A 13,028-nucleotide genomic window follows, 5' to 3' on the forward strand; every position below is an offset into this window, starting at 1 on the left:
CGGCTAGTCGAGATAGTAGTCGACGGTGCGTTCCAGGCCCTCCTCGAAGGAGTACTCGGGTTCCCAGCCGAGTGCTTCGATTTTCTCTGTTTCGAGCGCGTACCGTTGGTCGTGGCCGGCGCGGTCCTCGACGAATTCGATGAGGTTCTCGCTCGCGCCGACCGCGTCGAGGATTGCTCGCGTGACTTCGAGGTTCGTTTTCTCTGCGTGACTCCCGATGTTGTACACCTCGCCGATTTCGCCCTCGCGGAGGACGATGTCGAGTGCGCGGCAGTTGTCCTCGACGTGGATCCACTCGCGGACGTTCGACCCGTCACCGTAGACGGGAAGGGTCTCACCGGCGGCAGCATTCTGGATGAATTTCGGGATGAGCTTCTCTGGGTGTTGACGGGGACCGAAATTGTTGCACGTCCGCGTAATGAGGACGGGAAGGTCGTGAGTCGTGTGGAAGCTCCGTGCGAGGAGGTCCGCACTTGCCTTCGTCGCCGAATAGGGGTTCCGCGGGTTGAGTGAATCGTCCTCTGAGAACTTCCCGTCGAGGATCTGACCGTATACCTCATCGGTCGAGATTTGGAGGAAGCGCTCGATGTCGTTTTGCTTGGCGGCATCGAGGAGAGTCTGAGTGCCCTGGACGTTCGTCGTGACGAACGGTTTTGCACCCTCGATTGACCGGTCCACATGTGATTCCGCCGCGAAGTTGACAATAGCATCTACGTCGGCAGCGAGGTCAGTGACGAGTTCGCGGTCGCGGATATTGCCTTCTACGAACTCGTGGCGTGGGTCGTCAAGAACGCCTTCGAGGTTATCCTTTGAGCCCGCATACGTCAACGCGTCCAGCGTGATGACTTCGTCATCCTCGTGTGCGTTGAGCACGTAATGGACGAAGTTTGACCCGATGAATCCAGCACCGCCAGTGACGAGAATTCGCATGTTATGACCGTGTTCACAGTACCTATTTACATTACTGTCGGTACACTACGATACCGATGTCCTGTTTGTTGGTGGTGCGAATAGTCATTTCGACAGTTAACATCGCACGCGCTGGTCAGCAACGAGGGTGAGATATCAGTGCGACCTATAACTAGGCGTGAATGCAGTTTGATATTCCGATCACGCAGCTCGATTTTCGAGAATACGACTCGTTTGACAAGGTCCTACCAAACATGTTCCGGACCTGGTCGTCAGCTGTGCCGCGATAACGGATGTCGATGGTTGTACAAGGAATCCAGAACAGGCGTATTTACTCAACGGCGACGCACTAGTTGAGCTGGCCGCTCACTATGATGTGGACGCTGTTACATTCGTTCACTTTCGACGGACTCCGGTTTTTATGGGGTGGAACGCGAACTATACAGTGAGTTGGCGGAGAAACGAATTCAGTATGACTGTATGGCAAGTCGAAGTTAGTGAGGAAACAGGCGGTTAGCGAAAAACGACGGAAACGTTAGATCTGATAGCGGTTCCGGTTTTCGAGGAAGTGGTCGCGCGCGCCCTCAGGTATGTCTACGAAGCGAAGAACTTCCTGACAGCCGAGCCCGGGACACTTCATCACGCGGTTATCTTCGAGTTCGTTCGCTGCAACAACGGTGCCACAGGCTGGACAGGTGTGGGTGATGATGCGCATGTTTAAAGTTTGAGTTGAGAGTTCTCACCGACGATGAGTCGGCGGCCCTCCGGAAGGAGGCTGTCCGCGCTTTCGACGTTAGCGTTGCGTCCGAGTAAGCTATCGACGATACGGCCATTCGCGGTGATTTCAGAGTCGCCGATGACAACGCTATTCTCGATGTGGACATCTTCCAGCGTAGAGTTTGCGCCAATCGACGTGTAAGGGCCGACGTACGTCCCACTCTTGATGGTCGTGTTCTCTGCGATGGCAACAGGGCCCCGAACGACAGCACCGTCCTCGATAATTGCAGAGTCAGCGAGTTCGATGCGGCCGTCAGTCTCTGCGCCGTCTTCTACGACGCCGGCTGTATTCAGTTCCTTGTCTTCGAGGACGAGCCGATTCGCCTCCAGGATGTCTTCCGGTTTCCCGGTGTCTTTCCACCAGCCTGTGACAACGTGAGAGTCGATTTTGTAGCCGTCTTCGAGAAGATTCTGGATGGCTTCCGTTATTTCGAGTTCGCCACGCCACGACGGTTCGAGATCGTCGATGGCGTCGAAGACCACAGATGAGAAGACGTACATCCCGATAAGTGCAAGATTCGTCGGCGGCTCGTCGGGTTTCTCAATGAGTTCTGTGACCTTGCCCTCCTCATCAACATCTGCGATGCCGAATGCCTGCGGATTGTCTACTTCCTGAAGGGCGATGCCTGCCGCGTATTCACCAGCTTCGAAACTTTTGACCAAGTCGGTGACACCTGATTTGAGGATGTTGTCTCCGAGGTACATCACGAAATCATCATCACCGATGAAGTCTTTTGCACAACCAGCAGCGTGTGCGAGTCCAAGTGGGTTGCCTTGGACAATGTACGTAATCTCGACACCATACTCAGAGCCGTCACCAAGGAGTTCCTGGATCCCATCTCGACCTTTATTGCCGAGGATAACACCAATCTCGGTGATATCTGCTTCTTTGAGATCTTCGATTGCGTACTCAAGAACGGACTTATTTGCAACAGGAACCAATTGTTTTGGCCCTGTGTGAGTAATCGGTCGAAGACGGCTCCCAGTACCTCCTGAGAGAATAAGACCTTTCATAGTTAATGTGGCTGGTCCTCCCAGTCCATAGGAATTTCGTCTGTATGGGGGGGAAGGCGCTCTTCGTCTGGATCATCATAGTCATAGAGGTTAGTGGGGAAATTGATTAGAATCGCCTGCTCATTTCCTACGACTTTGAATCCGTGCCAACACTCTCCCGGAATTCGAATCGCTGTTTGATTGTGTTCCCCAATAACGAATTTATTGACTTCACCTTGGGTGGGCGAGCTGTCCCGGTCGTCGTAGACGCCGACTTTGATTCGCCCGCTTGGACAAATGAAGTGATCCACTTGCCCACGTGTGTGTCTATGCCACGCTCGAACGACCCCTGGATAACTGAGTGAGTAATAGGACATCGCCGGCCCTGAATCATACAGATCCCAGTCATCACGGAAGATTTCAACTAGGTGTCCCCGCTCATCAGTATTGACCCCTAATTCACGGGTTTCGACTCCTTCAATCATGGTTCAATTAAAGGTACCCCAACTGTTCAAGCTGGTTTTTGACATCAGCTGTCATTTCTTCTTCACCGGTTTCGTCATAGATTGGTTCATGACTCTTCTCATACTCATCTTCGATTCCTTCTAACGTCATCTGTGCTTGTTCGGGAAGAGAGGTCGGTTGTGTGATCTCCCCTGTTGCGAGATCGCGTATAAGGTTGTAATCTTTAGCATCAATCCGACGGAGTCCCTGTTCCGGTAGTGGTTGGTCATGAACAGTTACATCCTGATGTGGGCCAAGCGTCTCAGAAACCACGCCATCTTTACGACCCCTTGTTTGTCCGATTCCTGCTGAACGAAGAATCATATTATGGATGTCAATCTGACTGACGTATTCAGAACTCGTTTTTGATTCTGATTCTCCCGGATGTGAAATGATAAGCGGAATTTGGACGAGTTCGTCATAGAGATAGGTTCCTACTCCCATATAGTCGTGTTCCCCGAGGCACTTTCCGTGGTCAGCAGTCAGAATCACGATTGTATCATCTGCTAAATCCCGCTTTTCGAGTAACGCTATGAGATCACCGATACGTTCATCGAGATAATTCAAACAGGCATCGTACCTATCATTGATGCATTCCGTTTCACTACTACTGTACTTCTCATTCAAAGAACGGAGATGCCACGCAATATCAGCTGAACAATCACCTTCTCTGAACTTCGAAAGATATTCTTCGGGAGGATTGTAGGGTTCATGAGCATCCATGTAGTTGAGAAACATGAAGAAAGGCCGATCATCGTTTTGCTCTAGCCAGGTGGCAACGCGGTCGTTAAGTACATCAGCGTCTGCGTAACTGTCCTGGTGCTGTCGATAGTAGATTGTATTAATTGTCCGCTTTATTGGATTCCCCTCAAACGCCCACTTTCCAGCCTCGATATATTTGCGGTATCCCTGATTATCTCCATCGTCAATTCGTTGGAACAGTTCTCGAGGTCGCTTTGTATCGAAGGGGAGCGATACTCGGATATCTTGGAAATCGTCGAACCCTGTATCGTAGTCAAAATCAGTGGCAATCCATGGGTTTGTAGATAAGCCAACAGTCCGATAACCGTTGTCTGAGAGCTGCCCGGCTAACGTATGTCCATCTGGAACTGAGAATCGTTTGTGACGTGCATGGGCGCCGTGCTCAGACGGATATCTGCCGGTGAAGAGTGTCCCATGCGTAGGTACGGTCCACGAACTATTTGCTATAGCATTTTCATATACTGTCGATCCTTCAGCGAAAGCGTCGATTTCTGGCGTTGTTGATCGGTGATATCCGTAGCAGGAGAGTCGGTCTGCTGAGACTGAGTCCATTACGGCTAGCAGAATGTTCGGTTTAGTCATCTTGTTAATTTTCAGGTTTAACTGACACTTGTTCTGGGGCGTTTATTGATTGACCGTCATCATAGGATGCTATAGCATCAATCACAGTTGCAACTTCTTCGTCGGTGAAGGTTGAAGACATCGGGAGGGTCAAGATCTGTTCCCAGACTGTCTCAGTTACTGGTACATCTGGGTTATGATCTTCAAAGACCGGATGTTTGTACACCGGCATATAGTGCACCGATGCGCCGACATCGTGTTCTTCGAGATGTTGAATGATGTGATCTCGGTGTTCACTGGGAACCCGGACTGTATAGTTGTAACGTGCGTGAGTGACGTGATCCTTGTCTCTGAGGGGTATGACCCAGTCAAGTTCTTCAAACCTGTCCCGGTAGGCGTCAGCGATTTCGTTTCGGCGGGTGCGCATCTCGGGTAGTCGTTCCAATTGTGCAAGGCCCATACCAGCCGAGATATCGTGCATGAAATACTTGTATCCGACATCTTTGACTTCATAGTACCAACTGTATCTTTCCTCCTCTGATCGTTCATGGGTAGATTGATTAACCCCGAGTTTACTCATCAGCCTTGCTTGAGATGCGACGTCTTCGTCGTCCGTTACCAAGGCACCACCTTCCCCCGTTGTCAAAGGTTTCGTCGCTTGAAAGCTGAAACAACCGATATCCCCGATGCTACCAATCGGTTTATCGTGGAACGTCGTTCCGACGGCGTGGGCACAGTCCTCGATGACGATGGCGTCATGATTATGGGCGATATCGACGATGGCATCTATTTCGGATGGTTGTCCCCCGTAGTGGACCGGAATTACAGCTGCAGTTTCGTGTGTAATTCGTTCTTGGAGGGCATCCGGTGACATATTCAGAGTGTCTGGTTCAACATCTACCCACCCAATCTCATAGTTGTTATACCAAGCGACAAAAGCCGTTGACACCCATGTAACCGGTGGGATTAAGATTTCACTCCCCGAAAGTTCAGACGCTTTTATTGATAGATCAAGAGCACTAGTTCCAGAGTTCGTTGCTATCACTTGCTCATGATTGAATTGCCTGGAAAATTCAGACTCAAATTCATCAACCTTTGGGCCCAAACCAATCCATCCTGTCTCAAGGGCTTCCTTAATTTGTTTCAACTCCCGGTCCCCTACATCCGGTTTGGCGACAGGTATCACACGAATATACCGGTGGCCGTATATGAAAACTTTATCGGTTGAGCTACTTTCTCCAGCGCTCTTGGAAAGCAGATGGTTGATCGGATTGAGCTGGCGCTGTGAAAGAGTAACGGGCAAGGGTGAACCGATAGTGTCCCCCAAATACAATCCTTCTGTTTGAGTTGCTGAACTCAGAGGCGAGCGCCGCGAGCCTTCTGGTGAAGGTTCGCTGGCGGGATGGCCTCTATTGCCCGCGCTGCCGGTTTGAGTCGGTCATCGAGCATGCAGCTATTGAGCGTATCAACGGTATCTCTGTAAACCGCACCTTAGACCGGCAACGGTATGTCTGTAAGGATGCGACCGCACGTTCAACGATAAGACCAACTCACGATTTTCGAGCACGCGGAGATCGGCCTTGACAAGCTCTTGTTCGCGTTCTACGTGTTCCTTCGGTTCAATACGAGCTCCAACCAGTTAGACGTTGAGCTCACTGTATCATACCGATTGCTTCGGCGGTGGGTCGAGCAGTTTGTCAGCACGCCCGACGCGCCAGCCATCGATCTTGTTGCCCCGGTTTAAATCGACGAAGTCTACGTGACTGCGGGGCTGAAGGCCGCGAGTGGGACCAGGAGTCGTGCTCGCGTCGTCTGTTCAAGTGTGAACGAGGACCGTACGACTGTGACAAACTACCGGTGTTCACGTTGGTCGATCGCAGCAGCGGTGAGCGCCATATCGCATCGGCGAAATCAGCTGACGAATCGACCGTGCGACTCCTCCTCGGCGACCGCGAGGTGGAGTCGCTGACCGTTAATACTGACGTGTTTCGAGTGTACGATCCACTAGAAGACGACGAACACTACCAGCGAGAAGCGGTCCTTCAGGGCGAGGGCGAATACATGGATGGAGACGCGCACGTCAACACCTGCGAGCGCCACGCGTCGCTGGAGCGACGTTGACTCTCGCCACACTGAGGCGTCTCCAAAGACAACCTGATGCCGTATCTCAGGGCGTTCCAATTTCGCCGACGAATCCTGCGCAAATCTGGTCAAGAAACGCTCAAAGAAACCGTTCAAATCGTCCCCTGATTCACCAACAACGTTCTTCAGATGAGCGTTCTCCGGGTTCCCCCCGTCTTCTTATTCAATATCGGAATTTATATTGTGAACTCTCAGGTAACCCGTTGTGTGAGTGAAGTCGGAGGAAGCCTTGTCGAACTTCTAAAAAGCGCAGGCTTAGTATTTATAGGCACAATTATCGGGCGTTTTCTAGCACTTTTGGGGCAGATTCTGGTAGTTCGTTCGCTTTCACCAGACTTGTACGGAACAATAGCACTTGCTTTTTCTATCGTAGCATCGTTGAGTGCTATTTTTGTACTTGGGGCCCCGCAAGGGGTTGCACGTCTCATTCCAGCCAATGAAGACCATCAGAGTCAACTAGAATTCTTACAGAGTGGGCTTGTAATAGTTATATTTGGAGGCGTTATTGGTTCTATTACACTATATTTAAGCAGATATGAGATTCAATATTTAATGGACTCTCCCAAACTTGCATCACTTCTTTCAATTTTCTCAATCTATTTATTGATTTTCCCTATTCAGCGTCTATTAATCGGCGGCCTTCGGGGATTCAAACAATCAAGAGAAAGGGTATTGGCAAAGGATATATTCGCACCGAGCTTCGGATTAATTATTTTATATACTTTTGTTACTTTTGGAGAGGGATTTTTGGGTGCCATAGTGTATTTTCTAATTATTCCGTTTTTAATTATTATTGGTGCTATTTATTTTCTGAAGAAGCACGTCTCTTTAAGCGATTTAACCCACCAAGCACCTTCGATGACATCAATATCTGAACTACTTTCGTTTTCGTGGCCCCTTGCCATTAGTGGCTCATTTGTTATATTAATGTCTCAATTGGATATATTAATGATTGGCTTATTTCTTCCTCCACGTGATGTTGGCTTGTATCGAGCGGTTCAGCCACTTAAAGAAGTTGTATTATTCTTCCTTACCTCGTTTGTCTTTCTTTACCTGCCGATCGCTACTAAGTACTTTACTAATAATAAATACTCGGAGCTCGGTGAACTCTACCGAACATCAACAAAGTGGATTGTCACAATTACCTTTCCAATCGTTCTGACAAGTGTGCTATTTGCAAACGACATCGTCCGGAGTTTATTCGGAGAAAGTTACGTCTCTGCTAGCGGGGCGTTTGCAATTTTGGTTGTCGGGATGTTCACCCGCGTTATCGTTGGTCCAAACGGAGCAACGATACAGGCGGTTGGGCGAACGAAAGTGGAAATGTACGCTTCTCTAGTTGGGCTAGTGGCAAACCTAGGATTGAATGTGTCATTAATTCCTCTGATTGGAATTGAAGGTGCAGCAGTCGCAACGTCGATCGGTTTTCTTGTCTACAATATCGTTGAAATCACCGTCATCTATAGAGAGGTGGGTTTTGCTCCAATATCAAAAGAGATTCTTATACCGCTTATCCCGATGATTCTAGTCGGGGGAGCAGTTTACCAGACTTTGTATACTGCTGAGCTATCCCTACCTTTGCTGTTTCTCGTTGGCTTGATGTTTGGGTTTTTCCAAATTCTATCGGTTATCTTTACTGGGAGCCTTCGAGAGAACGATCTCTTCCTGTTAGACCAAGTTGAGAACCGAATCGGTATAAACCTATCTTGGTTACGTTCTTTGCTTGAAAGTCAAATATAGGAACTTCTTACAAGTTTTATGATTGTTTCTCCCATCAGGCAAGAAAGCGGGGTCTGAGATCTACGAACACCATTTCTGTCGAATATTGTGGCAAGTCTTGATTTTTCCTGGGAGTAAATTAAGCCAGTCTCAGTCCATCGTGTTGCTTCCAGATTCGCTGATTCCATGCGAAGGCGAATGATCGGAGCCACTCGTCAGCAGTTTCCGCGCTGGCGTGACTGAAACAGTTCGAGAAATCGTCAGTCCGCGTTTTACCTCTGGAAAACCAAGTTCGACGCTGTTGCGGTTTCCGTGTTTCTCATAGCGGAAATCGAATCCGTGATGGGTGCAACCATCGTTCAGCGGTGTGGTACCGTTGACGAAACATCGCGTCGTTGTCGTGTATCTCACATCGTTCCGTGGATAACGCGTGAGCGAGCACGTACGTTCGCATCGGTTCAAGCTTCGTTTGAGAAGTTCATTGGTGTCTGGGTCGACCGCAGCGTACAGGTAGTATTGTTCGTCGCCGAGTTGGATTACGGTCTCGTCAACTGCGAGGTGGTCCGGTGAGTGACCGGCTTCGGGCTGTAGATCAGCTTTGTCCACCGAATTATGAACGGTCGACTTGAGCAGTCAAGACCGAACAGTACAAGGCTCGAAACAGTATTTTAAAGCGAAAGACTAGCAAGTTGGAGCTGAATACTGAGCTTCATCAACAGTCGCGGTGTTACTTTTCGCTCCACAAAACGTAACTCGATCTCCTCCAAAAATTCGTTGAAGCGAGGGTTTTCCGGCACAGCTACTTTAAAAACCGCTCCGTCCTACTTTTCAATCTTATTGGAACCCCGTCAACTAGATGGTGCTAGGTTTCAATAATCGAGCGTGTTTTGAGGCTCGAATCTATCCGAATTAGGAGCTTAGCGCGGCTTCGATGTTTTTGACGGCGGCTTTGAGCGCGAGTTCTAGGAACTGTCCGAACCAAGTACGGGCTCTTAGCGTATCGCCGAATCGCTGTTTCAGCGAGTGGATGACTAACTCGACGACCGGCCTGCGGTGGTACGTCTCGTCGTCCAGTCTCGCGTTATGAGAGGCGTCCAACGACGATACGTCTTGATGTTTGATCACTGGTCTCACGTCTGATTCCCGTAGTTTCGCCGTAATTCGTCCCAGTCGTAGCCTTGTCGTCAATGACGATCTCTAGACGGTCGAGATTTCGTTTCATCAGGTGTTTACCGATCTGCGTATCGTGCGGTCATTTCATTAAGCAATGTATGTATAGGCTTGTCCTCGTTCTGCAGTCGACGAGTATCGTCGTTGTGACCGCTCTGAAGTTGTAGTTCGTTCGTCTTGCGTAGCGTCGGCTTGCTGCTTGCTGATCAAACCCGGTTGCGTGGATTGCGTGCACGTCACTGGTTTCGTGGAGCTCGGTCCAGAGTCGGAGAAGGACGTGCCAGCACGCCACCTCTATGTTCTTCATGGGGGGTGTAGATGGTGGTGAAATAAGGGGGTTCAGACACCCCTAGGTTGATTTTCCAAATAACCCGAGGCATTTCGTGAAGGATATCGAGCAGCTGTCGGTAGGAATGCCCGATATAATCTGTGAGACCGTGTAGAGCGACGATCACTCAGTCTGCGTAGCCGGTTTCATCAGGGATGAAGGCTGGTGCTGGCTCTCCGAGGACGGCTTTTTGAGCGAACGAAACAACCTGCTGAGTGAAACGGGCGATTTTGGATACTCATTCTCGTTCCCGTTTCAGTTCCTAGTAGGCTAGACATTTAGCCGCTCTTCCTAGCGTCTAAACACGCCCCAATAATCCTTATTTTTTATATATATGTGTGCTTCCGCTACTGTAAATCCTATTCTTATCGTTGGAAAAACTTTTTGGTAGGCTTATCTCAATATAACCATAGGTTTTGGAATTCCCGAAGTAATAATCATAATTACTATTTCTAATAACAATCAGGGTATCTGTAGGATACTGTCTATCCGTGAATATGTACCCTGATGAAATTTCCCCAAACTTTCCCCAAGAACCAAATACTTCTACAACAGATAAATCCCCTATTACATGCGTGGTCTGGCTTCTGTACTTTTTTGTAAAGTCGGCATTACTATACAACTCAGCCCCGAATCGTTGGTCTGTCTTCCCGACTTCATACCGAGGATCGACATCTGCATCTATGACATATCCAGAAAAGAATGATAGAGAAACGAACAATATTAAACAAAAGTAACATATACTCCTCCACGGTATCTGGTCGTAAGTGGAAAATCGCTTAATGAGGTTATCATTGGGGGTGGTGATCCCCGAGTTATCTACCACGTAGAATGCTAAAGGTAGAGCGACAACTGTGAATAATGTCATAGGTCGGGTTATTGCGATTGCACCTGTAAAAAACCCAAACGCGCTTACAGCTGCTGTGAAGGCCCCGAATAAGAATATTCCAACTAACTCTATTCGTTTTTCCTCTATATTTCCAAATATTGAACTGTAAGTGATTGGTCCGGCGAGTAATAACTGATAAATTATATAGCTGAAGAAGCCCAATATTAGTACAACAAATGATGTCGAGATAGTGAGCGTCTTTGGAGGGGATGATGTGGTCTTACTTGCTACATCCACAAACTGGAAAGCTCCAAATGTGGAAATCAAGGATGATATTGAACTTGAAGCTCCTTCAAACAACACAAACCAACTAATGAATGATATTGGCAATAGAATAAGCAAACTCGTTTGTGGCCACGTTTTGGCACTAAATAACTTTGACGCAATCCAGAAACCAATAACAAGACCACCGATCGCTAACGAAACAAAGTGATGGGCCATAATAGATAACACCCCTATAAATATAGATAACAACCTGTGCCTTTGCTCATCGCTTTTTAGAAATGAATAAACGAATACAACAAAAAGAACAAATCCTAATGATTGTCTAGCAAAGGTAAGCTTTGTTTCAAATAATGGGAGCCAGACTAAAGTCGCTCCAATTGAAAGTGAAGCAATTGTTGAACTCCTTAAAATATACAACGAATAGATGTATAATATACTTATTGATATGCTTACGTAAAATATTGGTAAAAGGTAGGAAACCAAAATTGACCCTGAAACGGAGGGGAAAATCGGCAGATCGGTGATCACGGAAAGGATGGCACCGTGAAAATGCACTAATGGTGTTTCTGGAAACCCTCGAAATGGGTTCCTTTGGAGAGGCCATCCATGCTCCAAAATTAGTTTAGAATACATAGCTGTGATATGGCTACCTCTCCTAAACAACCAGCCAGTATTAGGAAAGACATAGAGGCCAATATTTGCTACTGATAATGATAAAATAAGCCTCAGCTCCTTAAAGTAAAACGGCGCACTGAGTAACCCTAATAACCCTAATACCACCCCTATCCTCAGGTGAAATCTTTGGGAAAGTACGGTTACTGATAGTAAAACCAGTGTTACAGAAATGGGGATCCGACTGTCGGATATCACTCTGATGGCAACCGAAGACCTTTTTTACAATAACGCTTTCGGTCTGTAACAGTGAAGCCAGCTATAATTTGTCCTCATAGGTCTGGAGGGATGTTACACTATTCAATTGAATTATGCACATCTCTTTCAGAAATCTGCTCTCCACATTTGATCGTTCCAATCGATACTGAAATTCCAGCATACCTTCCTGATATACCTGTGACGGAGTTTCGTATCCCAACAGATTATTCTGATTTTGGTCCTAGTAATATCAAGACGGCTCTCAATATGAAAAAGTATTTCTATAATAATGGGATAAACATAATTCATGGGATCTCCAACCATCCTTTTCTAGTACTTATATCTTTAATAAGCAACAAACCATTTCATTATACGTGTCATGATGTGGTACAGCACGTAGGAGAATTCAGCTGGGTAAAAGAGTTATCACAATCTCTTCTTATCAAAACATCAGATGAAGTGTACGTGCATGGCAAGTTCAATCAGTCTGAGTTTATAGAAAAATATAGAACGAATCCAATAACAATCATCCATGGGCCCTACAACATGTTCCGAGAGTTCTGTTCGAGTTCGGACTTTGATACGAATGTCTTATTTTTCGGAAGAATAAAAGAATACAAAGGACTTGATTTGTTGCTGGATGCTTTCGATAAGAGAACTATGGATTTTGAGCTCACAATTGCAGGAAACGGAGAACTCAATATATGCCAGAGAGAGGGGGTAGATACAATAAACAGATATATAGAGAACGACGAAGTATGTGAATTATTCACTGGAACCGATCTTGTAGTTCTTCCCTATCGAGAAGCTTCGCAAAGTGGAGTTTTACAACTTGCCTATGCATTTGATACCCCGGTGGTAGCCACTCCTGTTGGTGGCTTAGACGAGATGATTGACCAGGATGAGACCGGAAAAGTCATTTCTCAGGTTGATTCAGAGCTATTGATCTCCTCCATCCAAGAGTTATTGTCTAGCCCAAACATAACAGATAAAATGGCGAGTAATATAAACTCAAGAAAAAATGATAAATGGGGTTGGATAAAAACAGCTACAATAACACTCGAACGATATAAAATGAGTGCGGACGCTATTGATTATGAAGACTAGAAGGACAAAAAATATTATAATCTAATACATAGTTATTTATAATTGTGCTTCTATATATGTGGGTCCGAGCGA

At 47.3% G+C, this 13,028-nt stretch carries 10 protein-coding genes and 3 pseudogenes; 4 read left to right on the plus strand and 9 right to left on the minus strand.

Features of this window, described 5'->3' with window-relative positions; translation table 11 throughout:
- Positions 1-3: 3 nt before the first annotated feature.
- Entirely contained in the window at positions 4-930 is a 927-nt protein-coding gene (gene rfbB, locus VYJ16_RS08195; RefSeq protein ID WP_336349826.1) for a dTDP-glucose 4,6-dehydratase, read from the minus strand.
- A gap of 244 nt (positions 931-1,174) precedes the next feature.
- Between rfbB and VYJ16_RS22170 the strand changes: the two genes are divergently transcribed.
- Positions 1,175-1,426 (plus strand): hypothetical protein, encoded by a 252-nt coding sequence (locus VYJ16_RS22170; RefSeq protein ID WP_379762509.1) that lies wholly within the window; start codon positions 1,175-1,177, stop codon positions 1,424-1,426.
- Positions 1,427-1,444: 18 nt separating this feature from the next.
- Here VYJ16_RS22170 and VYJ16_RS08200 read toward each other — a convergent pair whose 3' ends face one another.
- The 5 genes from VYJ16_RS08200 to VYJ16_RS08220 are packed head-to-tail and all read right to left on the minus strand — an operon-like array spanning position 1,445 to position 5,692.
- Positions 1,445-1,624, minus strand: a complete 180-nt coding sequence (locus VYJ16_RS08200; RefSeq protein ID WP_336349827.1) for a hypothetical protein — start codon at positions 1,622-1,624, stop codon at positions 1,445-1,447.
- A gap of 2 nt (positions 1,625-1,626) precedes the next feature.
- The gene (locus tag VYJ16_RS08205; RefSeq protein ID WP_336349828.1) at positions 1,627-2,700 is read right to left on the minus strand and encodes a glucose-1-phosphate thymidylyltransferase; all 1,074 of its coding nucleotides are present in this window, start codon (positions 2,698-2,700) and stop codon (positions 1,627-1,629) included.
- A 2-nt stretch (positions 2,701-2,702) separates the two neighbouring features.
- On the minus strand, positions 2,703-3,164 hold the full coding sequence (locus VYJ16_RS08210) for a dTDP-4-dehydrorhamnose 3,5-epimerase family protein (protein WP_336349829.1): 462 nt from the start codon (positions 3,162-3,164) through the stop codon (positions 2,703-2,705).
- A gap of 7 nt (positions 3,165-3,171) precedes the next feature.
- On the minus strand, positions 3,172-4,527 hold the full coding sequence (locus tag VYJ16_RS08215; protein WP_336349830.1) for a sulfatase: 1,356 nt from the start codon (positions 4,525-4,527) through the stop codon (positions 3,172-3,174).
- Positions 4,528-4,531: 4 nt separating this feature from the next.
- Positions 4,532-5,692 carry a DegT/DnrJ/EryC1/StrS family aminotransferase gene (locus VYJ16_RS08220; protein ID WP_336349831.1) on the minus strand — a complete coding sequence of 387 codons (1,161 nt, stop codon included), beginning with the start codon at positions 5,690-5,692 and terminating at the stop codon, positions 4,532-4,534.
- A 146-nt stretch (positions 5,693-5,838) separates the two neighbouring features.
- Here VYJ16_RS08220 and VYJ16_RS08225 point away from each other — a divergent pair.
- Both VYJ16_RS08225 and VYJ16_RS08230 read left to right on the plus strand, forming a co-directional pair.
- A pseudogene (locus VYJ16_RS08225) lies at positions 5,839-6,756 on the plus strand (IS1595 family transposase).
- Between the two features lie 99 nt (positions 6,757-6,855).
- Positions 6,856-8,388, plus strand: coding sequence for a flippase (locus tag VYJ16_RS08230; RefSeq protein ID WP_336349832.1), 1,533 nt, complete (start codon positions 6,856-6,858; stop codon positions 8,386-8,388).
- A 118-nt stretch (positions 8,389-8,506) separates the two neighbouring features.
- On the opposite strand, the pseudogene VYJ16_RS08235 reads toward VYJ16_RS08230, so the two are convergent.
- The 3 genes and pseudogenes from VYJ16_RS08235 to VYJ16_RS08245 form a co-directional block, all read right to left on the minus strand.
- A pseudogene (locus VYJ16_RS08235) lies at positions 8,507-9,164 on the minus strand (IS6 family transposase).
- 112 nt (positions 9,165-9,276) lie between these two features.
- Positions 9,277-10,094 (minus strand): annotated as a pseudogene (locus VYJ16_RS08240) (IS5 family transposase).
- Between the two features lie 90 nt (positions 10,095-10,184).
- Positions 10,185-11,849, minus strand: coding sequence for a hypothetical protein (locus VYJ16_RS08245; protein ID WP_336349833.1), 1,665 nt, complete (start codon positions 11,847-11,849; stop codon positions 10,185-10,187).
- A 51-nt stretch (positions 11,850-11,900) separates the two neighbouring features.
- Between VYJ16_RS08245 and VYJ16_RS08250 the strand changes: the two genes are divergently transcribed.
- Positions 11,901-12,956 carry a glycosyltransferase family 4 protein gene (locus VYJ16_RS08250; RefSeq protein WP_336349834.1) on the plus strand — a complete coding sequence of 352 codons (1,056 nt, stop codon included), beginning with the start codon at positions 11,901-11,903 and terminating at the stop codon, positions 12,954-12,956.
- The last annotated feature ends 72 nt before the right edge of the window (positions 12,957-13,028 follow it).

Origin of the sequence: Halorubellus litoreus (genome assembly GCF_037081675.1) — an archaeon.
GTDB lineage: Archaea > Halobacteriota > Halobacteria > Halobacteriales > Natrialbaceae > Halorubellus > Halorubellus litoreus.